This window comes from Gordonia sp. DT218 (assembly GCF_049847105.1).
Classification (GTDB): Bacteria; Actinomycetota; Actinomycetes; order Mycobacteriales; family Mycobacteriaceae; genus Gordonia.
In genome coordinates this window covers 1-25,239 of record NZ_JBNCNS010000006.1, presented here as the reverse complement: position 1 = coordinate 25,239, position 25,239 = coordinate 1, and the positions used below count along the sequence as shown (strand labels likewise).

The 25,239-nt window shown below is 67.5% G+C and carries 23 protein-coding genes and 1 tRNA gene; 4 read left to right on the top strand and 20 right to left on the bottom strand.

All coding sequences use genetic code 11. The features are described from left to right. Positions 1–122 precede the first annotated feature (122 nt). Positions 123–1,742, top strand: a complete 1,620-nt coding sequence (locus tag ACPXCG_RS20680; RefSeq protein ID WP_425794055.1) for an FAD-dependent monooxygenase — start codon at positions 123–125, stop codon at positions 1,740–1,742. Between the two features lie 12 nt (positions 1,743–1,754). Here ACPXCG_RS20680 and ACPXCG_RS20675 read toward each other — a convergent pair whose 3' ends face one another. Next, positions 1,755–2,387, bottom strand: a complete 633-nt coding sequence (locus ACPXCG_RS20675) for a hypothetical protein (protein ID WP_425794054.1) — start codon at positions 2,385–2,387, stop codon at positions 1,755–1,757. 173 nt (positions 2,388–2,560) lie between these two features. Here ACPXCG_RS20675 and ACPXCG_RS20670 point away from each other — a divergent pair, with 173 nt between their 5' ends. Then, on the top strand, positions 2,561–4,585 hold the full coding sequence (locus ACPXCG_RS20670; RefSeq protein ID WP_425794053.1) for a DHA2 family efflux MFS transporter permease subunit: 2,025 nt from the start codon (positions 2,561–2,563) through the stop codon (positions 4,583–4,585). A 277-nt stretch (positions 4,586–4,862) separates the two neighbouring features. On the opposite strand, the gene ACPXCG_RS20665 is transcribed toward ACPXCG_RS20670, so the two are convergent. Next, positions 4,863–5,393 carry a glucose-6-phosphate dehydrogenase gene (locus tag ACPXCG_RS20665; RefSeq protein ID WP_425794052.1) on the bottom strand — a complete coding sequence of 177 codons (531 nt, stop codon included), beginning with the start codon at positions 5,391–5,393 and terminating at the stop codon, positions 4,863–4,865. 271 nt (positions 5,394–5,664) lie between these two features. On the opposite strand from ACPXCG_RS20665, the gene ACPXCG_RS20660 reads away from it, so the two are divergent. Both ACPXCG_RS20660 and ACPXCG_RS20655 read left to right on the top strand, forming a co-directional pair. Further along, the gene (locus ACPXCG_RS20660; protein WP_425794265.1) at positions 5,665–6,234 is read left to right on the top strand and encodes a recombinase family protein; all 570 of its coding nucleotides are present in this window, start codon (positions 5,665–5,667) and stop codon (positions 6,232–6,234) included. Then, positions 6,231–6,533 (top strand): hypothetical protein, encoded by a 303-nt coding sequence (locus tag ACPXCG_RS20655; RefSeq protein ID WP_425794050.1) that lies wholly within the window; start codon positions 6,231–6,233, stop codon positions 6,531–6,533. Before ACPXCG_RS20660 ends, ACPXCG_RS20655 begins: the two co-directional genes overlap by 4 nt. A 91-nt stretch (positions 6,534–6,624) precedes the next feature. On the opposite strand, the gene ACPXCG_RS20650 is transcribed toward ACPXCG_RS20655, so the two are convergent. The 18 genes from ACPXCG_RS20650 to ACPXCG_RS20565 all read right to left on the bottom strand — a co-directional run bounded on the left by ACPXCG_RS20650 (position 6,625) and on the right by ACPXCG_RS20565 (position 25,011). Continuing rightward, positions 6,625–6,698 (bottom strand) — tRNA-Pro (locus ACPXCG_RS20650). A 92-nt stretch (positions 6,699–6,790) separates the two neighbouring features. Beyond that, positions 6,791–7,057 (bottom strand): GlsB/YeaQ/YmgE family stress response membrane protein, encoded by a 267-nt coding sequence (locus ACPXCG_RS20645; protein ID WP_425794049.1) that lies wholly within the window; start codon positions 7,055–7,057, stop codon positions 6,791–6,793. A gap of 78 nt (positions 7,058–7,135) precedes the next feature. Beyond that, entirely contained in the window at positions 7,136–8,581 is a 1,446-nt protein-coding gene (der, locus tag ACPXCG_RS20640) for a ribosome biogenesis GTPase Der (RefSeq protein ID WP_425794047.1), read from the bottom strand. Then, on the bottom strand, positions 8,578–9,276 hold the full coding sequence (cmk, locus tag ACPXCG_RS20635) for a (d)CMP kinase (RefSeq protein ID WP_425794046.1): 699 nt from the start codon (positions 9,274–9,276) through the stop codon (positions 8,578–8,580). The genes der and cmk overlap by 4 nt, the downstream gene beginning before the upstream one ends. Then, positions 9,273–10,274 carry a pseudouridine synthase gene (locus tag ACPXCG_RS20630; protein ID WP_425794045.1) on the bottom strand — a complete coding sequence of 334 codons (1,002 nt, stop codon included), beginning with the start codon at positions 10,272–10,274 and terminating at the stop codon, positions 9,273–9,275. The genes cmk and ACPXCG_RS20630 overlap by 4 nt, the downstream gene beginning before the upstream one ends. A 4-nt stretch (positions 10,275–10,278) precedes the next feature. After that, a complete protein-coding gene (gene scpB, locus ACPXCG_RS20625) occupies positions 10,279–11,064 on the bottom strand; it encodes an SMC-Scp complex subunit ScpB (RefSeq protein WP_425794044.1) in 786 nt (261 codons plus the stop codon). After that, entirely contained in the window at positions 11,061–11,921 is an 861-nt protein-coding gene (locus ACPXCG_RS20620) for a segregation and condensation protein A (RefSeq protein WP_425794263.1), read from the bottom strand. Before ACPXCG_RS20620 ends, scpB begins: the two co-directional genes overlap by 4 nt. An 89-nt stretch (positions 11,922–12,010) precedes the next feature. Beyond that, positions 12,011–12,952 carry a ParA family protein gene (locus ACPXCG_RS20615; protein WP_425794043.1) on the bottom strand — a complete coding sequence of 314 codons (942 nt, stop codon included), beginning with the start codon at positions 12,950–12,952 and terminating at the stop codon, positions 12,011–12,013. A 116-nt stretch (positions 12,953–13,068) separates the two neighbouring features. Beyond that, positions 13,069–14,010, bottom strand: a complete 942-nt coding sequence (gene xerD, locus ACPXCG_RS20610) for a site-specific tyrosine recombinase XerD (protein ID WP_425794042.1) — start codon at positions 14,008–14,010, stop codon at positions 13,069–13,071. Next, on the bottom strand, positions 14,007–14,657 hold the full coding sequence (locus tag ACPXCG_RS20605; RefSeq protein ID WP_425794261.1) for an NUDIX domain-containing protein: 651 nt from the start codon (positions 14,655–14,657) through the stop codon (positions 14,007–14,009). The genes xerD and ACPXCG_RS20605 overlap by 4 nt, the downstream gene beginning before the upstream one ends. A gap of 17 nt (positions 14,658–14,674) precedes the next feature. Beyond that, positions 14,675–16,420 (bottom strand): CTP synthase, encoded by a 1,746-nt coding sequence (locus ACPXCG_RS20600; RefSeq protein WP_425794041.1) that lies wholly within the window; start codon positions 16,418–16,420, stop codon positions 14,675–14,677. A 116-nt stretch (positions 16,421–16,536) separates the two neighbouring features. Then, entirely contained in the window at positions 16,537–17,472 is a 936-nt protein-coding gene (locus ACPXCG_RS20595; protein ID WP_425794039.1) for a copper transporter, read from the bottom strand. 3 nt (positions 17,473–17,475) lie between these two features. Then, entirely contained in the window at positions 17,476–18,663 is a 1,188-nt protein-coding gene (steA, locus tag ACPXCG_RS20590; RefSeq protein WP_425794038.1) for a putative cytokinetic ring protein SteA, read from the bottom strand. A 95-nt stretch (positions 18,664–18,758) separates the two neighbouring features. Further along, on the bottom strand, positions 18,759–20,543 hold the full coding sequence (recN, locus tag ACPXCG_RS20585) for a DNA repair protein RecN (RefSeq protein ID WP_425794037.1): 1,785 nt from the start codon (positions 20,541–20,543) through the stop codon (positions 18,759–18,761). A 2-nt stretch (positions 20,544–20,545) separates the two neighbouring features. Further along, positions 20,546–21,556 (bottom strand): NAD kinase, encoded by a 1,011-nt coding sequence (locus tag ACPXCG_RS20580; RefSeq protein WP_425794036.1) that lies wholly within the window; start codon positions 21,554–21,556, stop codon positions 20,546–20,548. Between the two features lie 17 nt (positions 21,557–21,573). Then, entirely contained in the window at positions 21,574–22,530 is a 957-nt protein-coding gene (locus tag ACPXCG_RS20575) for a TlyA family RNA methyltransferase (RefSeq protein WP_425794035.1), read from the bottom strand. A 14-nt stretch (positions 22,531–22,544) separates the two neighbouring features. Continuing rightward, on the bottom strand, positions 22,545–22,892 hold the full coding sequence (locus tag ACPXCG_RS20570) for a hypothetical protein (protein ID WP_425794033.1): 348 nt from the start codon (positions 22,890–22,892) through the stop codon (positions 22,545–22,547). 13 nt (positions 22,893–22,905) lie between these two features. After that, a complete protein-coding gene (locus tag ACPXCG_RS20565) occupies positions 22,906–25,011 on the bottom strand; it encodes an HAD-IIA family hydrolase (protein ID WP_425794031.1) in 2,106 nt (701 codons plus the stop codon). Between the last annotated feature and the right edge of the window lie 228 nt (positions 25,012–25,239).

Below are 25,239 nucleotides of genomic sequence, written 5' to 3'. Positions count from 1 at the left end.
AACAACCCGCAGGCTCCACGGGGTGTGAGCCGAGTCGACCCCAGATGGGACAAACCGCCCGCGGACAGGTGCCGCGGGGCGATAATCGGTCTGCCGCTTCGATCCCCCGGAGGTCAGGACAGATGGACGACGCCGACGTTCTCATCGCAGGCGCGGGACCGATCGGCCTGACGGCCGCGATCGAGTTGCGTAGACGTGGGATACGGGTTCGCATCGTCGACCCACTGCTGGAACCACCGCAGTACGCGAAGGCCGTGGGGGTGCAGGCCCGCACGCTCGAGGTGTTCGAGGGCATCGGCGTTCTCCGGGAGATCCTCGACGCCGGCGTCGAGATGCGCGGACAGATCGTCTTCGTCAACGGCACCGAGGTGATGCGGGTCGACCTCACGCTGCCTGCCGACGTGCCGTTCCGGTTCCACTCGATCCCGCAGTACGAGACCGAGCGAGTCCTCCGAGCGCGGCTGACCGCACTCGACACGCGGATCGAACGTGGGCTCCGCCTCACCGGCTTCGAGCAGGACCCCGACGGGGTCACGGCGACGCTGACCGGACCCGGCGGCGACGAGACCACGCGGGCCTCCTACCTCATCGGAGCCGACGGGGCGCACAGCATCGTGCGCAAGACCCTCGGTCTCACCTTCGATGGGGCGGCGTTCGACGAGCAGTACATGCTGGGAGACGTGGTGGTGGACTGGTCGCAGCCGCGCGGGTACAGCGTCCGGTCCATGCACCAGACCGATGGCGTCACCGACGATCTGCTCGTCTGTATCCCCCTCCCGGGCCGCGGACGGTATCGCCTGTCGATGCTGGTCCCCGATGAATTGTCGACCGGCCCCTCGTCGTCGGCAGACGGTGTGGCGCACGGGTTCGAGGGCACTCGTACACCGGAGTTGTCGCACATCCAGGCCGTCGTCGACCGCCTCTCGCCCGAACCTGCGACGGTATCCGACCTCCGATGGTCCTCGGTCTTCCGGATCAGCCACCGGATCGTCGATGCCTACTCCCGGGGAAGGGCGTTCGTCGCCGGCGATGCCGCGCACATCCACCCGCCCACCGGTGCCCAGGGGATGAACACCGGAATCCAGGACGCCCACAACCTCGCCTGGAAGCTCGCACTGGCGATCGATGGTGTCGCGGCCGACGGGCTCCTGGACAGCTATGACGCAGAACGCCGGCCGATCGGCGAGGAAGTGGTGGGCCGGACGGTCCGCAGCGCGCGTGAGGGCATCGGCACCGATTCTTCGGATCCCGGCTACGTCATGCGTCGTGAGGCGCAGTTGCTCCTGAGCTATGCGGACAGCCCGATCGTCGCGGTCGCGGTGGCCGATGCCACCGGGCCGCAACCCGGCGAACGCGCGCCGGATGCGGCCGGGCTCGCGCGCGAGGTGGTCAACTTCCCGATCCGCCTCTACTCGCTCCTCGGCCGACTGGACCACACCGCGATCCTCTACGCGGGAGACACCGCCGGTCCCGCCGACGTAGCGGTGTTCGAGACATTGGCCGCCGACGCCACCGGCGCGACCCGCGGGCACCTCGATGTGTACCTGGTGGCTTCCCCCGAGGCCCAGGTGGCCAGTACGGAACTGCCTCTCATCCGGGACGTCGACGGGCGGTTCGCCGCGGCCTACCGGCCCGACGGCGACACCGTGTTCATCGTCCGCCCCGACGGATACCTCGGCTATCGCGGTCCGGTGAGTGACTGTACGTCGATGACCAAACACCTCGGTCGCACGTTCGGCTGATCGACCGTCGGGTCAGCTGACGGCGATGGCCCCGCCGGTCGGCCGAGACGACGTCGACGAACCTCCGCCGATGTCACGCCCGATCCACACGCCCGGGGTGAGCTGTCGGTACTCGTGGATGCTGATCGGGACACCCGCGAAATCCCGGGAGAAGTCCGCGGTCCAGACCGGTTTGCGGTCCAGCCGTGAGAGACCCGAGGTGAGCGGGCCGCCGGCGTCGCGTCCCCAGATGTAGTTCTTGTACACCCACGGCTTGCCACCGGGTCCGGTCGTGAAGGTCAGGGAGTCACCGAGCGTGCTCTGCGCAGTGGTCATGGTGCGGGCGACGCCATACGGCAGGAGCCGTCCGCCGGCCTGGAAAGCGGGCAGGAGCGCGATCGCCTTCCGCCCGGTCGGCACATCGCCGACCTTCGCCGAGGCGAACAGATCGAGGATCTGCCGACTCGTGCACCGATGTTGCAGTGCATCGACTGTTGCCTGGGGATCGTCTTTCTCGACGACACATCGCCCGTCCGGTGCGGTCCGGTTGGGTGTCAATGGATTCGATGGAGCGGCGGAGGCGGGGGCGGCGGAGGCGGGGGCGAAAGCGGAGCCGAGCAGGGCGGCGAGCACGCTCGCGGCCACGACTCCCCGAAGTCGGGTCATGATCACCCCTGCAGTGAACCCGGCTCCCGATCCGATCGCAAACCTGCTCCGAGTCGACGGTCCCCGACCGACACTCTTCACCACGAGGCTCGGCGACGGCCAGAAATCCCACATCCACCGTGTGTTCTTGCGACACTGGGACGGTCAACCTGCCGACGACGCGAGGACTGCCGATGACGAATGGACCTGCGGCGACCACCGGGCCCGGCGAGGCTCCTGCCGGCGAGCTCGATCAACGCAAGATCTGGTCGATCTTCGGCGGACTGATGCTGGCGATGTTGTTGGCAGCACTCGATCAGACGATCGTGGCGACAGCGCTCCCGACGATCGTCAACGATCTCGGTGGTGCCGAACATCTGACCTGGGTCGTCACCGCATACATGTTGGCGACCACGGCCACCACGCCGCTCTGGGGAAAGCTCGGCGACCTCTACGGCCGCAAGTATCTTTTCATCGGCTGCGTGGTGATCTTCCTCGTCGGCTCGGCGCTCTGTGGCACCGCGATGTCGATGGGCGAACTGATCGGTTACCGAGCACTCCAGGGTGTCGGGGCCGGCGGCCTGATGGTGTTGGCGCAGGCGATCATCGGCGACGTCGTCCCACCGCGTGAACGCGGCCGTTATCAGGGTTTCTTCGGCGCGGTCTTCGGCGTCGCCAGCGTCGCCGGACCACTGCTCGGCGGCTTCTTCGTCGACAACCTCAGCTGGCGCTGGGTGTTCTACATCAACCTGCCCATCGGCATCGTCGCCTTGATCGCGGTGATCTTGGTACTGCCGTCCACGGTGGCCAACGCCAAACCCAAGATCGACTACCTCGGGATCTTCCTGCTGGCGCTGATCGCGACGTGCATCGTGCTCGCCACGAGCTTCGGTTCACTGTGGGGCTGGGGATCCCCCAAGATCATCGGTCTGGTCATCCTCGCGATCCTCGCGATCATCGCCTTCGTCGTCGTCGAGAAGCGCGCGCCCGAACCTGTTCTGCCCGTTCGGCTGCTCACGAACCGTGTCTTCGCCATCGCGTCCTCGATCGGCTTCGTCGTCGGGTTCGCCATGTTCGGTGCGATCACCTTCCTCCCGCTGTTCCTACAGACGGTGCAGGGCGCGTCGGCCACCTCGTCCGGCCTTCGGATGGTCCCGATGATGATCGGTCTCTTGCTGACCTCGATCGCCAGCGGTCAACTCATCAGCCGCAACGGCAGATACAAGATCTATCCGATCATCGGCACCGCCGTCTTCACCGTCGGGCTGTATCTGCTGTCGACGATGGACGAGACCACCTCAGACGTGATGACCAGCGTCTATCTGTTCGTCCTTGGTGTCGGTCTCGGTCTGGTCATGCAGGTTCTGGTACTCGCGGTGCAGAACGCGGTGGAATACCGGGATCTGGGGACCGGTACCAGCGGCGCCACCTTCTTCCGCACCATCGGCGCGTCGGTCGGTGTGGCGGTCTTCGGCGCCGTCTTCAACAGTCAATTGGACTCGCACCTGACCAGTGGCCCACCGCCGGGCGCGAGAGGCCCCTGTTCGGCCGAGGTCCTCGAGGCGTCGTCGCTGAGCCTGCCGTCGTGCCCGCCGGACGTCCAGTCCTGGTTCCTCGGCGGATTCACCGATGCGTTCCAGGTCGTGTTCCTGGTCGCGATCCCGGTCGGCATCATCGCCTTCGCACTGGCATGGCTGCTCCCCGAAGTCGAGTTGCGCAAGGTCACCCGCACGCCCGATCCCGGCGAGTCGTTCGGGATACCCACCGAACGGACATCGCTGGAAGAACTGCGATTGCAGGTCTGGCGCACCCTCGCCCGCGAGGATCGCCTGCACATCTGGGAACTCGTGGTGGAAACCGCCGACAGTTCGCTGTCCCGCGGCGAGGCCTGGATGGTAAGTCGGGTCGCCGAGGAGACGTCCCGCGACATGTACGCGATGGCCTCGGTGTCGGAGACACCGTTCTCGAGCGTCGAGGAGACGGCTCGCTCACTGGCACGCCGTGGCATGGTCACCATCGACCGCGATCTGGTCAGCATCACCCCGGAAGGCTCCGCCGAGGCCGATCGACTACTCGAAGCACAGCGCGAGCAGCTGAGGACATTCGTCGCCGACTATCCGGGCAGCAATGACGCCGACGTCGATCAGATGCTCGACGAGATCGCCCGCCGACTGCACGGAGAGGTTCCGGACAGGGGGCTGGTCGCCCACCGCGACTGACCGCGGGACCAGTGCTCGAATGCGAACGGCGCGGTCGTGGTAGCCGACGGATACCGGGCTCGATGCGGGACTCCCGTCGATCGGCCGAACGAATGTCGAACGCGTGTCAGACAACTCGGCTTCGATCATCAGCCCGCCCGGCGTCACGATCCGGGTGATGCTGTCGACCTTCGCGCCCTCCGGTCCCACTCCGTCGACCTTGCCGGCCGCGGCAACCACCGTCGCCGGCATCGCGACCAACGGCGTCGTGAGGTCGCGTCGGTCACCGGGGACCCGGCTACCCTTCTCGCCATCGACGGGCGGTCGGGTGGGACAGATCCAGGTGCAGCGCCTGATGCGCATCGAGTAGGTGCCGCAGCCCGGTGTCCAGCGGCCAGGGATAGGTGAGTTCGTGACCGAACCGGTCGTCGACCGCCGCCACCGACCTCTGCTCCAGCGACGCCGCATCGACGCGCCCGACGATGGACTCGAAGAGCTCGATCGGCGTGGCGAGGTAGTACCGGGGCGTCTGCACCCCCGGAGCGCTCATGCCCGCGGCGTACACCAGTCCGTGTGAGGTGATCACGAGGCGATCCGACGCGATCGCGACCTCGCCGACGATCTCGGTCCGCCCCCACTCCATCGCGGCGTTGCGGGCCTCCTCCACTCGTCGCCGGGTGTCGTCGGTCAGCAACCGCTCGACGTCCTGATGATCCATGCTCGCGGCAGACTTGTACTCCGGGCCGAAGTGTCGTCGCAAGATCTCATCGACGAAATCCGACAACGGATCGCTCGCCGCATGCCCCTCGGTCGCCTGCTCCTCGCTCATGGACGCACCTCCGTCCGAATCACGCGCTTACCGTTCGACGCGCCTCCGACCCTACCGCGCGCTGGACTCACCGCACCGAAATCTCATATCACCCATGTCTCAAATCACCGTCGTCGCATAACTCGAAACACATATATTCCACTTATCCTGCACTGGTCATGGTGGTCGAACACAGAACTCTCACAATCACGTCGTGGCGCAACGCCGTTTTGCGACATTATGAGATACGGTATTCGCCATGCAGCCGGCCACCGCGAGCAGATACGTGGGCATGACTCTCGGCTACGCCCGCGCGGGCGCCGGAAGCCAGACGCTCGAAGACCAGATCGACGCCCTGACCGCCGACGGGATCGAACCCGGCCGGATCTACAGCGACGGGTTCGTCTCGGTCTCCACGCAACCACGCCCCGGATTGACTGCCCTGCTGGATTACGCACGTCCCGGCGACACCGCCGTAGTCGTCGGACTGGATCGACTCGGCCGCACCACCCCGGAGGTCCTGGCGACCGCTCGCGACCTCGCCACTCGGCAGATCGGACTGCGGTCACTACGCGAGGGCATCGACTCCGACGACCCCACCGGTGCAATGATCGTCGGGGTTCTCGCTTCCCTGGCCGAACTCGAGGAAGAACTCGGACAGGCACGGCGAAAGGCGACCGCCGGGAGCGGGCCGAACAGCGTGTCGTCCGTCGGCCGGCCGCGGGCACTCGACGACGATCAGGTCGCCGTCGCCCAACAGATGCGCGCCGATGGCCAGCGCGTGCCGACAATCGCCTCCGCCCTGGGAGTCAGCCGCGCGACACTTTACCGCTCGCTAGCCGAAAGGCGCTCGGTCCGTTGACAACCACCACGCCAGGACCACATGGGCTGGACATCGTGACGCCCGGTGGCGTCGTCACCCGGCTGCCCACGTCGTTCCCGATCGTCGACCCCGAACTCGACGGCCACCTCGACCCGGACCTGTTTCAGCAAGGATTCGACGACGCCAACGCCCGACTCTGCGCCTTCCCGCGGGCGTGGGCACGACATCTCGCGGACTCGACGATGGCGACTCCCCCGGAACCCGAGGACGAGGAACCGAGCTACACCCGCGGCTACCGCGCTGCCCTGTATGGCTATCTCCGTCACTCGAGCGACTGAGCACTCCGACCCGACTCCCGGCCGGCGACGACGCACTGCCTCTGGCAACGAAAAAGTCCCGAAAACCCATTGGGTTCCCGGGACCATTCGGTCGGGCTGACAGGATTTGAACCTGCGACCACTTGACCCCCAGTCAAGTGCGCTACCAAACTGCGCCACAGCCCGTTGCCCCGCAAGCGGGGCGTTGATGAGCGTAGCCGACGAGCCTCGGTTCGATCCAATCGCCTGGTCAGGCACCGGGCCCGGCGGCCGAGTGCTCAGTTCGCCGGCGAACGCTTCTTGTACCAGATCCAACCGCCGGTCACGAGGAGCGCACCGACGATGGACCCGATGATGCCGCTGGCGCGGAAATTGATCCCGTCACCCGAGAGCAGGCTGATCAACAGCCCACCGACGAAGGAGCCGACAAGGCCGGCGACGATCGCCAGACCCCAGTCGATACTCCACATGTTCTTGCCGCCGATGATCAGCTGTGCAAGAGCGCCGATGACCATTCCGAACACGATGATTCCCAAGATGAGCACGAGTGGAAGTATCGCACGACCGATCTCAGGGGACGGACACACGGTCGCCCGCGCGTCCCGGATTCGCTGCGATCGACGTCAGCGCTTGCGGCGCTGCTCCCGCTTGTCGCGGACGCGCACATTCACTCGCACCGGCGACCCGTCGAAGTTGAACTCCTCACGCAGCCGGCGTTCGATGAATCGGCGGTATCCGGCCTCCAGGAAGCCCGTCGTGAACAGGACGAACGTCGGCGGTCTCGTGGCGGCCTGGGTGGCGAACATGACGCGCGGCTGACGACCACCACGAAGTGGTGGCGGTGTGGCGGCAATGACCTCTTTGAGCCAGTTGTTGAGGCGGCCGGTGCCGACGCGTTTGTCCCACGACTCCAGCGCACCCTCGATTGCGGGCACCAGCTTCTGCACCGACCGACCGGTACTCGCCGAGATGTTGACCCGACGCGCCCAGGGCACCCGCGCGAGATCACGGTCGATCTCCTTGTCGAGCTGATAACGACGATCCTCGTCGACCAGGTCCCACTTGTTGAAGGCGATCACCAGTGCGCGGCCGCTCTCGATGATCATGGACAACACGCGGAGATCCTGTTCGGTGACCGGCTCGGACGAGTCGATGAGCAGGATCGCGACCTCGGCGGCATCGAGCGCGGCGCGCGTACGCAGCGACGCGTAATACTCGTGCCCGCTCGCCGTCCGCACCTTGCGGCGCAGACCGGCCGTGTCGACGAACTGCCATGTGGTGCCATCGATCTCGATGAGCTCGTCGACCGGGTCCACGGTGGTACCGGCAACATTGTCGACCACCGACCGATGCGTACCGGCCAGCTTGTTCAGCAGGGAGCTCTTCCCGACGTTGGGTTTGCCCACCAGCGCGACGCGACGCGGGCCGCCGAGTGACGGCGCCTCACGAGGCGTCTCCGGGAGCACGTCGAGAATCACGTCGAGCAGGTCGCCGGCACCGCGGCCATGCGCGGCCGAGACCGGATACGGCTCACCGAGTCCCAGCGACCACAGGGTGGCCGTCTCGGCCTCCGCACGCTCACTGTCGACCTTGTTGGCGGCCAGGATGACCGGCGTCTTGGAGCGACGCAGCACCCGGGCGACGGCCTCGTCGGTGGTGGTGGACCCGACTGTCGCATCGACCACCAGGACGATGGCGTCGGCAGTGCGCATGGCTTGTTCGGCCTGCGCGGCCACGGCCTGCTGCAAGCCCTTCGCGTCCGGTTCCCATCCGCCGGTGTCGACGACGCTGAACCGGCGACCAGACCAGCTCGCAGAGTACGAAACACGGTCGCGGGTGACGCCGGGGATGTCCTCGACCACGGCTTCGCGGCGCCCGAGAATTCGGTTGACGAGCGTCGACTTCCCGACGTTCGGCCGGCCCACGATGGCGAGCACCGGCATCGGGGTGCCGTCGATGGGCTCTCCATCGACGTCGAAATCGGCCAACTGCCAATCGGCTTCGTCCGACCACGTACCGTCACCCGGCAGGGCGAGTTCGTCCCCGCCGGTGATGTTCTGCTCGCTCACGACTGCACTCCGATCCGGTCGCGGACCAGGGCGCCGAGGGTCTCGACGACCTGGTCGCGGGTCAGGTCACTGGTGTCGACGATCACCGCGTCGTCGGCGGGTCGCAGTGGCGACACCGCCCGCGTCGAGTCGAGATGGTCACGTCGATTGACGCCGGCCAGCACGTCGCCGAGGCCGCTCGGGCGCCCCGCCGCGACGTTCTGCTGATGCCGACGCGCCGCCCGCGCCTCGGGTGTCGCGGTGAGGAACACCTTGAGGTCGGCGTCCGGGAACACCACGGTCCCGATATCGCGACCCTCCACCACGACAAACGAGCCCTGCGCCGCACGACGCTGGACCGCAACGAGTTTGGTGCGCACCGACGGCACCGCCGAGACCGCCGAGACCGCATCGGTCACCGCATCGGTCCGGATCTCGGCGGAGACGTCGACGCCGTCGAGGCGGGTCGTCGAGCCGCCCGCGAGCACGTCCAGACCGATGTCGGCCTTGGTCACCACTGCGCCGATCGCGTCTGTGTCGTCGAGCGCGACACCGGCGTTCAGCACGGCGAGGGTCGCCGCCCGGTACATGGCTCCGGTGTCCAGGAAGCGGGCCCCGACGCGGTCGGCGAGAATCCGCGACACCGTCGACTTTCCGGTGCCGGCGGGACCGTCGATGGCGATGACATGCGTGCCGACGGCATCGTCGTGGCTCACAGCCCCACCGCCTTGTACAACGCGCCGATCTCGTTGTTACCCAGTACGCGCAGGCTTCCGGGACGCTGCTCACCGAGGGAGACCGCGCCGATGTTGGTGCGCACCAGGCTGGTCACCGGGAAGCCGACCTCTTCCATCATGCGCCGGACGATCCGGTTGCGGCCTTCGTGCAACGTGATGCGCACCAGCGACTGGCCCTCGTGAACACCGACCACGGTGAACCCGTCGACGGCCACCGGCCCGTCCTCGAGTTCGATCCCGTCCTTGAGGGTGCGACCGACCGAGCGCGGCACCTCACCGCGGAGTTCGGCCATGTAGGTCTTCGGCACCTCGAACGAGGGATGCATCAGCCGGTGGGCGAGCTCACCGTCGTTGGTCAGCAGCAGCAATCCCTCGGTGTCGGCGTCGAGCCTGCCCACGTGGAAGAGTCGCTGCCCGGCCATCACACGCTCGGCGACGATGTCGCCGATGCACGGCCGGCCCTGGTCATCGGCCATCGTGGACTGCCAGCCCTTGGGTTTGTTGAGGGCGAGATACTGCCGGGTCTCGTCGATGACGACCCGCGCACCGTCTACTCGGATCACCGCGGTGTCGGGGTTGATGCGCATGCCCTGCTCGGTGACGATCTGCCCGTCGACGTCGACGCGACCGGCGGCGATGAGCTCCTCGGCACCACGACGCGATGCCACACCGGCCGAGGCGAGCACCTTCTGCAACCGCACGCCGTCCTCGACGTAGGTGGCGCCGGTTGCACCCGGACCCTGGGCCGGGGTCTGGTGACGAGCCGGTTTCGCGTTGTTCAGACGCACCTTGCCCGACGTCACGTTCGGCTTCGATGAGCCTTTGCGATGAGTCTTCTTGGACGACCGGCCATCGCTCACGGCACTTGCGCCACCGTGACCTTTGTTGCCCGTCTTGGGTGTGTTCTTGCCTGTCTTCTGGGCGCGCGACGTCTTCTTGCGCGGGCCCGGTGTGCCGTCTCGGCTAGCGGATGCCATGTCATCAGTCCTGGTCGTCGGGTTCCGGGACGGACGTCGATGAGTCCTGTGCGTCCGTTCCGGGTGAATCGTTCTCTGTCGAGTCTGACCGGTGACCACCGAGTTTGGCGAATCGCGGGTCTGCCGAGATCTCCTCGTCGAGGTCGTCGATCACGTCGACGTCGGGCAACAACGGCGCCAGATCGGGCAATTCGGTCAGGGATGCGAGGCCGAGGCGCTCGAGGAACATCTCCGTGGTGGCGTAGGTGATGGCCGAGGTCTGGGGCTCGGTGCCGACCTCGTTGATCAGGCCGCGGGCCACCAGGGTGCGGATCACGCCGTCGACGTTGACGCCGCGGATGGCACTGACGCGTGCACGGGTGACCGGTTGACGGTAGGCGATCACCGCCAGCGTCTCCAGCGCCGCCCGGGTCAGCTTCGACCGGGCACCGTCGAGCAACAGGCGCTCGACGTAGGGGGCGAACTCCGCCCGCGTGTAGAACCGCCAGCCGTCGCCGGCGTACCGAAGGTCGATACCGCTGCCGGACTCGGTGAGTTCCGCCGCCATCCGCGTCAGCATCGTGCGCACCCGCAGCCGATCCTGATCGACCGCGATGGCCAGTTCGTCCGTGGTCGCCGGCGTGTCGACCACCAGCAGGACCGCCTCGAGCGCCGACCGCAACCGGCCGTCGTCGAGGACGATCTCCTCCTCCACCTCGAGGGCGGTCTGCTCGGCGTCGAGAGTCGTCGGCCCAGCCGTCGGCCCTGGGAGTCCCGTGGGTTCTGCCGCGAGATCCGGCTCGTCGGTCATCCGTAGTCCTCCGCCCTGTCGATGTTGACATCGTCCACGTCTCGGTCTCCCGTCCAGTTCACCCGCAACTCCCCCAATGCCTCGGGCTGTTCGAAGGTGACGGCCTGCTCGCGGAAGAGCTCCAGCAGTCCGAGGAACCGACCGATGACCTCGAGGCCGGTCTCACATTCGGCGACGAGTTCACCGAAGCTCAGCCAGTCACCGGGTCGCATGGCAAGCATCGCGGCGAGGCGACGGGCCTGCTCGGGGACCGAGACCTCCGAAGCATGCAGGTGGTCCAGGCCGACGGTCGGTGTCGGCCGCGGAGTCATCGCCGTCGCTGCCACCTGGGCGAATCCTCGGGCATCGACTCCCAGGGTCACCTCGGGCAGAAGATCCTCGAATTGCTGTTCCAGCGAGACAGCTCGCGGATAGCGCTGCAGTGCAGCCGCTTCCAACTCCCCGAACAACGCGGCCACCTGTTTGTAGGCTCGGTACTGGAGCAGCCGCGCGAACAACAGGTCCCTCGCCTCGAGCAGCGCCAGATCCTCGGGGTCGTCGACGTCCCCCGACGGCAGCAGCCGCGCGGCCTTCAGGTCGAGCAGCGTCGCCGCGACGACGAGGAATTCGGTGGTCTGCTCCAGGCCCATCTCGGGCCCGAGGTCACGTGTGTACGCGATGAAGTCATCGGTCACCTCGTGCAGCGCGACCTCGGTCACATCGAGGCGATGCTGGCTGATGAGGTTCAGTAGCAGGTCGAACGGACCCTCGAAGTTCCGCAGCCGGACCTGGAAACCCGTCGGCTTCTCGTCGGTCGCCGCCGGCGTGTCCGGCACCGATTGGGCCGTGTCACCACCGGCGACCACCGACTCGGCCAGTCCGCTGTCTGCCAGTGACCTGGCTCCCAATGCCCTGTCGGCCAGTGCCCTGTCGGCCAATGCGTTGTCGGACACCGGGTCGCCGTCGGTCATGCTTGACGGGAGTCGCGCGCGATCACCTCGCGCGCCAGAGCCCGGTAGGCCTTGGCCCCCGCCGACTTCGGTGCCCACGACGTGATCGGTTCGCCCGCGACACTCGTCTCGGGGAAGCGCACCGTCCGGCTGATCACGGTGTCGTAGACGGCGTCGCCGAACACCTCGACCACGCGGGACATGACCTCCCGCGAATGCAATGTGCGTGCGTCGAACATGGTGACCAGGATCCCGCCCAGATTCAGACGCGGGTTGAGACGGTCACGGACCTTGTCGATGGTGTCTGTGAGCAGAGCCAGCCCGCGCAGACTGAAGTATTCGCATTCCATCGGGATGACGACGGTGTCCGAGCAGGCGAGCGCGTTCACGGTGAGCAAGCCCAGTGACGGCTGGCAGTCGATCAACACGAAGTCGTAGCGATCGAGCACCGGGTGGAGCGCGCGGGCCAGCGATTGCTCGCGGCCGACCTCGGTGACCAGCTGGATCTCGGCGGCCGACAGGTCGATGTTGCTGGGTAGCAGATCGAGGCCGTCGACCCTGGTGCGCATCAACACGTCGTCGGTGGCTGCCTGCGGCGGCACCAGCAGGTTGTAGACGGTCTGGTCGAGATCGTGATGTGGAACGCCCAGACCCGCCGACAACGCACCCTGTGGATCCAGATCCACGAGCAGCACTCGCCTGCCGTATTCGGCCAGCGCCGCACCGAGGTTGATCGTCGACGTGGTCTTGCCCACGCCACCCTTCTGGTTGCACACGGCCACCACGGTGGCCGGGCCGTGCCGGTCCAGCGGGACCGGTTCGGGGATGTCGCGATAGGGCCTGCCGGTCGGACCTATCTCGGTTTCGTGCTCGGTCTCCTCGTCGGCGTCGTGCGACGGCGCGACAGAGATCCGGTACTGGTCTTCGGCAGCGGACCGCGGGGCCCCCGGGGTGCTCACGTGTCCGCCGCTCCCATCTCTCGTCTCGACCTCGAACAGGACCCAGCCTAGTGGGTCACCTGGCCGATTCGGCGGAGCATCGCCGACAACCGACCCGGGACCGTTTCCGTGAGTGCTCACCGCGCCCGTGGATGGGCCGTGGCGTAGACCTCGCGCATGGTGTTCACCGTCACCAGGGTGTAGACCTGCGTGGTGGTCACCGATGCGTGGCCGAGTAGTTCCTGCACGACGCGAACGTCGGCACCGCCGTCGAGCAGATGTGTGGCAAAGCTGTGCCGCAAGGTGTGCGGCGACACCGACTTGTCGAGGCCGGCCCGCGCAGCGGCATCCGCCAACACCTGCCACGCACTCTGCCGGGACAGTCGGCCACCGCGCGCGTTGAGGAACAGCGCCGGGTTCGCCCGGCTCGCGAGGGCCGGTCGACCGCGCACGAGGTAGGCCTCCAATGCGTCGATCGCCGGTCCCCCGACCGGGACGACGCGTTCCTTCCCGCCCTTGCCGCACAGTCGAACCGCGCGCGTGGTCGCGTCGATGTCGTCCACGTCGAGGGCGATCGCCTCGGAGATCCGCGCGCCGCAGCTGTAAAGCAGTTCGAGCAGGCCGCGGTCCCGCAGTGCCCGGGGATGATCTGCTGCCCCCGCCGATTCGAGAATGGCGAGAACCTCGTCGACCGGCAACGATTTCGGGAGACGACGGGCCGGACGCGGCGGGCGGACGGCGTGGGCGACGTCGGCCGCGACGACGCCTTCGGCCGCCGCGAACTTGTGGAAGCCCCGAACGGCGACGAGTGTCCGCGCGATCGAGCTGTCGGCCAGTGGCGCCGACCCGGTGTCGGGGTCACCACGGCGAAGCTGCACGAGGAACTCCCGGACGTCGTTCTCGGTCACCTCGGCGAGTGCACCGATCCCCCGTGATTGCAGGTAGTGCGCATATCGTCCGAGGTCCCGCCGGTACGAGCTGACGGTGTTCACGGCGGCGCCGCGCTCGACGGTGAGGTGATCGAGGTAACGGGTCACGTGCTCCGCCGCGCTGTCGGCCGATACCGCGGGACCCGTCATCGCCGGTCCCGGCGCTCGCGCAGCGCCGCTGGTTCGTCGGTCCAGGGTGCGGTCACCGCCCGCAGCGGCATCCCCCGCGCATCGGCCGCCGCCAGCGCGAGGATGCCGGACACACTCGTCGCGTTGACGATCTCGCCGGAGAGGGTTCGAGCGACCGCGTCCTCGAGCGCCACCCACTCGACGGACATGTCGGCCTCCTCGTCGTGCCGTTCGGCGGCATCGAGGCCGCGGAGGTCTTCCGCGAGGTACAGCCGAAGGGCCTCGTCGGTGAAGCCCGGCGACAGGTCGAGATCGACCAGCACCTGCCAGCGCTCGGCGGCGAGATCGACCTCCTCGGCGAGCTCACGCTTCGCTGCCGCGAGCGGGGTCTCTCCGGGATCTCCATCGAGCAGGCCGGCCGGCAACTCGAGTAACCGCCGGCCGATCGGATGCCGATACTGCCGGACCATCGCGATCCGCCCCCGCTCGTCACGGGCGACCACCGCGACAGCGCCGAAATGTTCGACGACCTCACGTTCGGCGACGCGCCCGCCGGGCATCTCGACCTCGTCGACCCGCAAGGTGAGGATCGCACCGTCGTACACGGTGCGGGTCCCCTGGACGGTGAATGCGTGCTGCGTGCCGGCTGCCTCGTCACATGCCCGCACGTCGGGATCGGGCCCGCTCAAGCGCCGCGTTCCTCGGCGCCGTCCGCATCCTCGACCGCTGCTGTGACGGGACGCTCGTAGTCCCCGATGTCCACCGGGAGGCGTTCGGCCGCCTTGTATTTCAGCGCCGCATCGATGAACGAGCGGAACAGCGGGTGTGGTCGGGTCGGTCGGCTCTTCAGTTCCGGATGCGCCTGGGTGGCGACCAGGAACGGATGCACCGACGTCGGGTACTCCACGAACTCCACGAGATGACCGTCGGGCGAGGTGCCCGAGAACACCAGCCCGGAGGCAGCGATCTTGTCCCGGTACCCGTTGTTGACCTCGAAGCGGTGTCGGTGTCGCTCGGAGACATGGGTCGTCCCGTACGCCTCTGCGACCACGCTGTCCGGTTCGAGAGTGGCGGGGTACGCACCGAGCCGCATGGTTCCGCCCAGATCGGCCTCGCCGGCCACCGCGTCGGCCTGGTCGGCCATCGTCGAGATGACGGGGTAGGGCGTGTCCGGATCGAACTCGGTCGAACTCGCATCGTCGAGACCGGCGGCGCGAGCCGCCTCGATCACCACGCACTGCAATCCGAGGCAGAGGCCCAGCAACGGGATCCCGCGTTTACGGGCATAGCCGATCGCGCCGACCTTGCCCTCGATACCGCGGATCCCGAAACCACCGGGAATGAGCACCGCATGCACGTCGCCGAGCGCGGCTTGGGCGCCCTCGAGGGTGGCACAGTCGTCGGACGGGACCCATTTGATCTCGGTACGCGCCCGCCACGCGAAGCCACCGGCGCGGATCGCCTCGGTGACCGACAGATATGCGTCGGGGAGGTCGACGTACTTCCCGACCAGCGCGACGGTCACCGTCTCCCGCGGATCGTGGACTCGCTTGAGGAGCTCACCCCATTCGGTCCAGTCCACATCTCGGAACGGCAGGCCCAGCTTGCGCACCACGTAGGCATCGAGCTGCTCGCGGTGCAGAACCTTCGGGATGTCGTAGATCGATGGCGCGTCCGGCGTGGAGATGACCCCCTCGAGCTCGACGTCACACATGAGGGCGATCTTCTTCTTGAGGCCTTCGGGAACCTCACGATCGCATCGGAGGATGAGCGCGTCGGGCTGGATACCGACATTGCGCAGCGCGGCCACCGAGTGCTGAGTCGGCTTGGTCTTGAGTTCGCCGGAGGGGGCGAGATACGGAACCAGCGAGACGTGCAGGAAGAACACGTTGTCGCGGCCGACGTCGTGGCGGATCTGTCGTGCCGCTTCGATGAACGGCTGCGACTCGATGTCGCCGACGGTGCCGCCGATCTCGGTGATCACCACATCGGGTGCCTCACCGTCTTCGCCAGGCTCGCGCATCGCGAGGACTCGGGACTTGAGTTCGTCGGTGATGTGCGGGATCACCTGGACCGTCTCACCCAGATACTCGCCGCGGCGTTCCTTGGCGATCACCGTCGAATAGACCTGCCCGGTGGTCACATTGGCGGACTGCGAGAGGTTGCGGTCCAGGAAGCGCTCGTAATGCCCGACATCGAGGTCGGTTTCGGCGCCGTCCTCGGTGACGAACACCTCACCGTGCTGGAAGGGGTTCATGGTGCCGGGGTCGACATTGAGATAGGGATCGAGCTTCTGCATCGTGACGCGGAGGCCACGAGAGGTCAGAAGTTGTCCCAGGCTCGATGCTGTCAATCCCTTTCCAAGGGACGACGCAACACCGCCCGTCACAAAGATGTGTTTGGTGTCATGCACGTGGCGAAGTGGTCGCAATGCGTCTCCCGTCGGCCGATCCAGGCCAGAAAAACCCTGATTACCTACGGGACTCCAGGGTAACACCTCTGTGCCGGTTCGACGGACGCCACACCGTGGACGGCGCCCGGGTCGCGTCAGGCGGCCGGGCCCGACTCGGCACCGACGGTGATCGCCTTGGCGCCGGGCCCCGTGCCGTAGGCACCCGTACGACCGTCTGCCTCGTCCGCCAAGGCCAGCACGGCCGTGATCCGGCCGGTCTGCTGGTCGACGTTGTCGACCGTGGACACCGCGTTGCCGAGGCCGGGGTCCGAACGCACCACGGCGATCGGCGACCCGCCCGTCGCCGAACCGGTGCGGCCCACCAGAGCGCCGCCCTGACCGCGGGCCGACATCGAGCCGGCGAGTCGCGCCGTCAACTGGCCCTGCGCGCCGGCGTCGGCGCCCAGCGGATCGCCCGTCACGACCACGACGAGGTCGGCCGGCGAGACCGCACCGTCGGCGTAGTCGATGAATCCGCCTTCCCGCAGGGCCTGCAATCCCAGCCGGGTGTCGCCGGCCGACGCTGCCGACTGACCGTCCCGGTGGAGGGTCAGCGCACCGATCAGGTCACCGACCCGACCGCCAGAATCCGTGAGCTCGGTGCGCAGCGTTGCGCCCGGCGGGATCGTCTGGTCGACGATAGTGCGTACCTGTTCCGCGTTCTGGTCGCGTACCAGCGAGTCGGTCAGGGCGATCTGCCCGGCGAAGCGGCCACCCGCCGACGCGATGGACTCCTTGACGGCGTCCACATCCGCGTCCGCTGCGCTCGGAGCGCTGACGACCAGCACCGACTGCCCCTTCAAGGTGCCGGCGATCAGACGCGCTCCGACCGCGGCGTCAAAACTATTGGCCGCGTTGACCTGCTCGTTGAGCTGGTCACGCTGCTTCTCGAGATCGCCGATCCGGTCCCGCGACGTCCCGGTGACCGAGTTGACCCGATCCCCGATGAAGCCGGATCCGAGGAACAGACCGACCGCGAGCGCGAGGAAGACCGCGACGAGCGAGATCGCGTGCTGCCTGAGAGAGATCATCGATCACCTGTTCCAGACGTCTCGCGCCCACTCGACGGCATGGTGATACTGCGCGACGGCCCAATCACTCACCTCGGGCCCCATGTTCGACAGCATGATCGCGGCGATGACCGCGATCAGCGCGGCCAGGACCACACAGGCGATCGCAGCACCCGAGACCCGGCTCCGATACAGCGTGGCGACCGCCTTGGCATCCACCAGCTTCGGGCCCACCTTGAGACGGGTCAGGAAGGTCGACGGATTGCTCTCGCGCCGTGAGCGATCGAAGAAGTCATCGAGTGTCCCGCCGTAACCGACCGTCACGATGAGGTCCGCGCCGTGGTAATCGGCGAGTAACAGGGCGAGGTCGGCCGCGGCTCCCGCCGCCGGGAACGTCGTCGCCCCGATCCCCAGATCCTGAATCCGGGCCAAGCCCTGGGCGTGGCCGTCGGTGTCGGCCGGAAGTACCAGCTGTGCACCGCATTTGAGGGTCGCCGCCTTCATGTCGTCGGGATCGCCGACGATCACCGCAGGCTTGTACCCGGCTTTCAGCAAGGTGTCCGCGCCGGCCCCTACGCCGATGAGGACCGGCGAGTACTCCTTGATGAAGGGCTTCAGCGCCCGCAGGTCCGTGCCCCGATCCGCCCCGTCGGCGACGATCACCACGTGCCGCGCCGCGAGATCTGCGTCGATGTCGGGCACCCCGACTCCGTCGATCAGCAGCGGCGACTCGCTTCGGATGAACTCGATCGTGTTGCCCGAGAATGCTTCCAGGTGATCGACCAGCCCTGTCTTCGCCTCGATCATCAGGTCCGCGATGTCACGTTCCTCGAGTTGCTGCCCCAACGCGAGACGTCGTTCCCCGACGTACAGACGATCGTTGTCGATGCGGAGCTTGGCCCCGTCCTTGACCCGCTTGAAGACCTCGTCACCCACGTCGTCGAGCAGGATGATGCCCGATGCGACGAGCACCTCCGGACCGAGATTCGGATACCGGCCGGAGATCGACCGGGACGAATTGACCACTGCGACGACGTTGGCCTGTACCAGGGCGTCGGCGGTCATCCGGTCCAGGTCCACCTCGTCGAGAATGGCGATGTCGCCGGGGCCGATCCGATCGAGCAATCGGCGAGTGTTCTTGTCGATCCTGGCTATTCCGGAGACACCAGGGAGTTCATCGGCCGTACGGGCAAGCAGGGCAGGCATCTTCATGACGCCCATGATCACCATGCGGCCGCGACAGCACGGGGAGGCGCGCCGTAACAACTGCAACTTTTGTCACATGAGTAACACGCAGAAGGCGAGACCTAAGCGTCGTCGCGGGCCTGCTTCTCGCCTTCTGCGGTGGCCAGGAGTTCCTCCGCGTGCGCTCGCCCGGTGTCCGAGTCACCGAGTCCCGCAAGCATCCGTGCGAGTTCGGCAACGCGTTCGTCACGGTCGAGCGCGCGCACGGTGCTCGTGTGCTGTCGACGACCACGTCCGCCACCCGAGTTCTTTCCGATCACCAGGTGGTTGTCGGCGAACGCCGCCACCTGGGGCAGGTGCGTCACGACGATCACCTGATGAGCACGGGCCAGGCCGGCCAGCCGGCGTCCGATCTCGACGGCGGCACGTCCGCCCACGCCGGCATCGACCTCATCGAAGACCATGATCGATCCGCTGGTCGGTTCGGCGAGGACCACCTCGAGCGCGAGCATCACCCGCGACAGTTCACCGCCCGATGCCGACCGGGCGATGGGCAGCGGTGTGGCACCTTTGTGCGCCAGCAGCGCGAACTCGACCCGGTCGGCGCCGGCGCTGCCCGCGTGCGCCCGGTGCCCGTCGAGCTCGATCGCCAGCCGATCGTCGTCGGCGGCAGGCTCGACGGCGACGTCGACCGCGAGCGAGGTGTCCCCCATCGCCAGTCCGCCGAGTTCCGCGGACACCTTCGACGCCATCGATTTCGCCGCCGTCTTCCGACGGCGATGAAGGGTGGCGGCGGTGTCCTGCACCTTCTCCCGCGCTGCTGCGGCGGCGTTTTCGAGCTCGGTGATGGATTGTTGAGGGTCGTCGATCTCGATCAGCCGACTCTCGGCTGAGGTCCGCCACGCGATCACCCCGTCGATGTCGGGGGCGTACTTCCGTACCAGCGCCTTCAACTCCGCCTGGCGGGTGAGCAGTTTGTCCAGTTCGTCGGCGTCGGCCGGGAGACCTGCCAGGAAGGAGGTCAGCTCCTCCCCCACGTCGGTGATCACGGTCAGTGCCTCGGACACCCGCGGCAGCAGATCGCGCAGCGAGTCGTCGGCGGCCGTCTCGAGGATGGTCCGCACCTGCCCGAGTCCCTCGACGACCGATCCGGCGTCACCCGCGACGATCTCGCGCGACTCGGCGCCTGCGGCGCGGATCGTCTCCAGATCGGAGAGCCGACGGATCGTCGCAGCCAACTCGACGTCCTCGCCGGGCCGGGGGTCGACGGCCGCGATCTCGTCCACGCCGAAGCGCAGGCGATCGACCTCCTGCGCCAGCTCACGATGATTGGTCCGGCGGGCGTCGAGTTCGTCGAGCACCTCGATCCAGGAGTCGCGCGCACCGCGGTAGGCGTCGGCCGGCCCGGCGACAGATGACCCGGCGAAGGTGTCGAGCGCGGCCCGCTGGTGTTCGGGCTTCAGCAGCCGGAGTTGATCGTTCTGACCATGGATGGCCAGCAGCTGGTTGGTGAGTCGGCCCATCACGCCGACGGGCACCGAGCGGCCCCCGAGATGTGCCCGGGACCGCCCGTCGGCGTTCACCGATCGCACGGCGATCACCGTGCCGTCCTCGTCGACGTCGGCGCCGGACGCCTCCAGGATCTCTTCGACGACCGGGTCACCGAGGTGCCCGGACGGCGACGAGCCTCCGTCGGTGAGACGGAATCGTCCTTCGACCGTCGCCTTGGTGTCGCCCGAGCGAACCCGGGTGGCATCCGCACGAGCACCCGAGAGCAGGTGCAGGCTCGTGACGATCATGGTCTTGCCCGCGCCGGTCTCACCGGTCAGCACAGTGAACCCGGGATGGAATTGAGCAGAGGCCTGCTCGATGACCCCCAGGCCTTCGATCGACAGTTCTTCCAGCACGTCTAGGTCTGCCTCCCCCGCCAGCCCGTCACCGGTAGATCGAATTTCGTCACCAATCTGTCGGTGAAGGGATCCGAGTCGATACGTACCCACAGCACCGATCGGTCGCTGCGGACCACTTCCACACGCGCCCCGGCCGGGACGTCGATGCGCCTTCGCCCGTCACACAGTGCCACAGCCGACCGGCCGCCCTTGTCGATCTCCACCGCGATACGTGACCGCGGGCTGGTGACCAGGGGACGCGCGAACAGCGCATGTGCGTTGCTGGGCACCACGAGCATGGCCTCCAGGTCCGGCCACATGACCGGCCCGCCTGCGGAGAACGCGTAGGCGGTCGACCCGGTCGGCGTGGACACCAGGACGCCGTCGGCACCGAATGCCGAGACCGGCCGGCCGTCGACCTCGGTGACGAGCTCGAGAACACCGTTGTTGGTCTTGTTCAGGATCGCGACCTCGTTCAGAGCCCAGCTGTGCACCGATGGGCGATCCGGCTGCGCCGGATCGATCACCGTGACGTCAAGGGTCATCCGCGGCTCGACGCGATAATCGCGATCGATCAACTGCTGCATGACCTCGTCGATGCGATTCGCCTCCGCCTCGGCCAGGAATCCGATGCGGCCCAGGTTGATGCCGAGGACCGGTACCTGCGCAGGATAGGCGAGTTCGGCGGCACGCAGGAAGGTTCCGTCGCCACCGAGGACGATCACCACCTCGCATCCCTCCGCGGACGCCGGTACCGCCGACGTGACCTCGACCGCGGCGCCGATGCGACGCAGATGCTCGGGGTCGACCGGGTGACTCTCGGGCGGGCTGTGCTCGGGGGCCACCTCGACGACATCGATCTGTGGTTCGCGGGCCTTGGTGTCGTGATCGACCACCCGCAGCCTCACCCCGGCGGGGGCGCAATGGCGCGCGATGGCGTCCATCGTCTGCGTGACGACTTCCCGCCCGGTATGGGCGACCACCAAGAATTCTCGATGACCCGCCCGATCGGCGGCCGCGTCGATGGCCACAATGGTCCCTTCGTGTGTCAGCGAGGCCCGTTCTCGACGGCCCGGGTGATCATCTCGATCAGCGCCGGATCGTCGGACGTCCCCGGGACGGGAGCGGAGCCTTCGGCCGCGCCACCCGTCGCGTCCGTTCGGTCTTCGAGCCTATCCGGCCACGCCGGCGCCGCGCCGGGCCGGGCGTTCACGACATCGTCGTCGACGGCATCGGTCTCGGGGGGCCGCGCATCGCCGACCTTGCGCAACCACAAGAAGTATTCGACGTTTCCCGATGGCCCGGGCAGCGGGCTGGCCACCACGCCGCGCGTCTCGAGATCGAACTGACGCGCTCGGCGCGCCACCGCCAGCACTGCATCGATCCGCTGGCCCGGATCTCGCACCACCCCGCCGGAACCGACACGGTCTTTGCCCACCTCGAACTGGGGTTTGACCATGGGCACGAGGTCGCCACCGGTCCTGGTGCACGCCGACAGGGCGGCCAGGACCAACGCCAACGAGATGAAGGACAGATCCGCGACCACCAGATCGACTGGTCCGCCGATCTCTTCGGGGGTGAGACGCCGTACATTCGTTCGGTCGTGCACAGCGACCCGCGGGTCGTTCTGGAGCCGCCAGACAAGCTGACCGTAACCGACATCCACCGCGACCACGGCGGCCACCTCGCGCCGCAACAGTACGTCTGTGAACCCGCCGGTCGACGCCCCCGCGTCCAGACAGCGGCGACCACCGACCATCAGTCCCTGCGGCTCGAACTCCTCGAGCGCACCGAGCAGCTTGTGCGCGCCGCGCGACGCCCAGTCGTCGGAGACCCTCTCCAGCACGACGATCGGGGTGTCGCGACCAACATTGGTAGCCGGTTTTGCCGCGACCACGCCGTTGATCTTGACCAGCCCGTCGGCGACCAACGACCGGGCATGCTCACGCGACCGGGCCAGGCCCCGACGGACGAGTTCGGCATCGAGGCGCGCTCGTGGGGCCACCCGTCAGCAGCCCGTCATCGAGGATCGACATCTTCGAGTGCCGTGGTCAACGCATCGTGCGCACGTTCGAGGAGTTCGGTCTGCCGGGCCAGGGCACCGAGATCGAAGGCGTCGCCTGCGGCCTGCCGTATCGAATCAACCTCGACGAGCAGCTGCGCGACCGTATCCGTGACCGTCCCGGGATCGACGGGCACGGGCGGTTCGCCTTCGGCGCCCTCCGACGCCGTCTGACCCCCGGCCGAGCGAGGCATCAGATGTGGTCCTGGTCGTGGGGGGCCGGGGACCGGTCCGGTCGACGACGAGCCGACCGGCGGGGGGCCGGTCGTCTGCTCGTCGCGTGCTGGTTGGCCCGGTTCGGTCATGGTGTGACCAACGCTAGCGCACTCGACCGACGCCGACGGACTCCAGGACCTCACGGACTTCGGTATCGGAACCGGACACCGACAGGTCGGCCGGATCAAGCGCACCTTCGTCGATGGCGAACCACACTGCCGAAGCGAGAGCCGGGAGCAGACTTTCCGTTTTGGCAGACCCGTCGCGGCGCACCGTGGCCGCCGGACCGTCGAGTTCGACGTGCCAGCCGTCGTGGGCGCCGGCCCGCACGGTGTCCGCGTCGTGGTAGAGACCCGTGAGATCCGAGATCACATAGGTGGGCCGCTGTTCGGGAGGCGCCACCAGCAGATCCGTCACCGAGCTCACCCCGGTCAGGACCAACACACTGTCGACACCCACCGAGTGCGCCCCTTCGATGTCAGTGTCGAGCCGATCGCCGACGACGAGTGGTCGCGAGGCACGACTGCGCGAGATGGCATCAGCCATCAACGGCGCCGCCGGTTTCCCTGCCACGAGTGGCTGCTGACCGGTGGCGTGGGCGACCGCGGCCACCATCGAGCCGTTCCCGACCAGCTTTCCGCGCTCGGACGGCAAGGTCGCGTCGGTGTTGCAGGCAATCCACAGCGCCCCGGCGTTGATGGCCAGTGCCGCCTCCGACAGCTGAGCCCAGCCGGTATCGGGTGAATGCCCCTGGATGACCGCAGCCGGCCGGTCGTCGGCGCTCCGCGTCACGCCGATACCCACCTCGCGAACCTCCTGGGCGAGGCCATCGGTCCCGATCACCAGCGCACGTGAACCCGGTTCGAGGTGTTCTGAGAGCAGCCGCGCAGCCGACTGGGCGCTGGTGACCACCTGTTCCTCGGTGGCTTCGAAACCGAGTTCCACGAGGTGCGCCACCACCTCCGATGGACGGCGACTCGCATTGTTGGTGACGAAATACCGCGCGGTCCCGACGGTCTCGAGAGTCTCGCGGGCACCCGGCAGGGCCCGATGCCCGGCGAACACGGTGCCGTCGAGATCAAGCAGCAGTGCGTCGTAGCGAGAAGCGAGCGATACGGGGTCGGACGTGACAGGCGCCGTCGTGTCGCCTCCACGTGTGCCAGCGGTCGGAGCCTGATGTGTCTGCTCCGAGGCGACAGCTGCCACCGCGACGCCGTCCACGGTGTCGTCGCGAGCCACGGTGTCCTCGCGAGCCACGGTGTCCCCCGGCGTTGGTACGTCGACCGCCGTCTCGTCGATGCCGCCGGTGTCGAAGGCGGCAGCCCGTGAGGTCGTGACGTCGGAGGTCCCCGCGTCGGTGATGTCGTTCATGACCGCGGCACCGACCGCCTCGTCGACCAAAACCTCGCCGGGCAGGGCCGCGTCGTCGACCGGAATCGAGTCCTCATCCGGCTCGTCCGAGCTCAGCTCCACGAGTCGCAGCTCGGCATCGGTGACGTCATCGACATCCGCCGATGCGGCGTTCATGAACCAGGTGATCGACTCGTCGGTTCGGCCGGCAGCGTGCAAAGCGGATGCGTACGCGTAGTACAGGCGGGCCGGTCCGGTACCCGAGCGCCCCGGGGACAGGTCCTCGGACTGCAAGGTGACCACAGCCTTGCCGGGTTCACCCAGATCGATTCGGGCGCCGGATTCGACGATTCGCATCTCCGTGGCCTCTTCTCCCGTGAGCGCTCGCCCGTCCTCGCTGCGGGCGATCTCCACCGCACGAGCAGGCCGTCCGAGACCACGCTCGGCGTCCGCGATCAGCGGGAGCAGAGCAGTGTTACCCGTGATCCGGCGAGCGGCACGCAGTTCCGACAGGGCTTCCTGCCACTCACCCGCGTTGTACGCGGCGATGCCCATGGTCTCCCGAACCAGACCCACCCGACCTGCCCGGCGCCGTGCTGCACGGGCATGTTCGAGCGCAAGCGAAGGATCCTCGTCGAGCAGCCGAGTCACCATCACAAGATGACGGGCCACATTCTCGGCATTCGCCTTGTCGAGGGTCAACAGATCCCGACGGACGTCAGTGTCCAGATCGGAGGCGGCAACGTCGACCGGCAGCGCCGGTTCGTCGGGCCGGCCTGCGGATCCGGTGCCCCTCGTGGGCCGATTGGGTCGCCCTGGACCCGCATCGCGTCGACGGGGACGGTCACGATCACTCATAGCAGCCAATCTATGCCTCGAAGCCAGAAGTACGGAATCGAATGGTCTCCCCGGACGGACGTCGGACCCGAGACAGAATATCGACGTCGTGCAGAAGACATGGCAACGGCCCCGTATCCGATTCTTTCGAATGAATACGAGGCCGTTGCTCGAGTTGTGTTCGGCGGTGTCCTACTCTCCCACACTGGTTAGGGTGCAGTACCATTGGCGCTGGAGGGCTTAGCTTCC

Excerpts from the sequence above, each read along its gene's own strand:
- ACPXCG_RS20680 (WP_425794055.1), top strand. The coding sequence starts at position 123 with ATGGACGACGCCGACGTTCTCATCGCAGGCGCGGGACCGATCGGCCTG.
- ACPXCG_RS20675 (WP_425794054.1), bottom strand. The coding sequence starts at position 2,387 with ATGACCCGACTTCGGGGAGTCGTGGCCGCGAGCGTGCTCGCCGCCCTG.
- ACPXCG_RS20670 (WP_425794053.1), top strand. The coding sequence starts at position 2,561 with ATGACGAATGGACCTGCGGCGACCACCGGGCCCGGCGAGGCTCCTGCC.
- ACPXCG_RS20665 (WP_425794052.1), bottom strand. The coding sequence starts at position 5,393 with ATGAGCGAGGAGCAGGCGACCGAGGGGCATGCGGCGAGCGATCCGTTG.
- ACPXCG_RS20660 (WP_425794265.1), top strand. The coding sequence starts at position 5,665 with ATGACTCTCGGCTACGCCCGCGCGGGCGCCGGAAGCCAGACGCTCGAA.
- ACPXCG_RS20630 (WP_425794045.1), bottom strand. The coding sequence starts at position 10,274 with ATGGCATCCGCTAGCCGAGACGGCACACCGGGCCCGCGCAAGAAGACG.
- scpB (WP_425794044.1), bottom strand. The coding sequence starts at position 11,064 with ATGACCGACGAGCCGGATCTCGCGGCAGAACCCACGGGACTCCCAGGG.
- xerD (WP_425794042.1), bottom strand. The coding sequence starts at position 14,010 with ATGACGGGTCCCGCGGTATCGGCCGACAGCGCGGCGGAGCACGTGACC.
- ACPXCG_RS20595 (WP_425794039.1), bottom strand. The coding sequence starts at position 17,472 with ATGATCTCTCTCAGGCAGCACGCGATCTCGCTCGTCGCGGTCTTCCTC.
- steA (WP_425794038.1), bottom strand. The coding sequence starts at position 18,663 with ATGAAGATGCCTGCCCTGCTTGCCCGTACGGCCGATGAACTCCCTGGT.
- ACPXCG_RS20570 (WP_425794033.1), bottom strand. The coding sequence starts at position 22,892 with ATGACCGAACCGGGCCAACCAGCACGCGACGAGCAGACGACCGGCCCC.
- ACPXCG_RS20565 (WP_425794031.1), bottom strand. The coding sequence starts at position 25,011 with ATGAGTGATCGTGACCGTCCCCGTCGACGCGATGCGGGTCCAGGGCGA.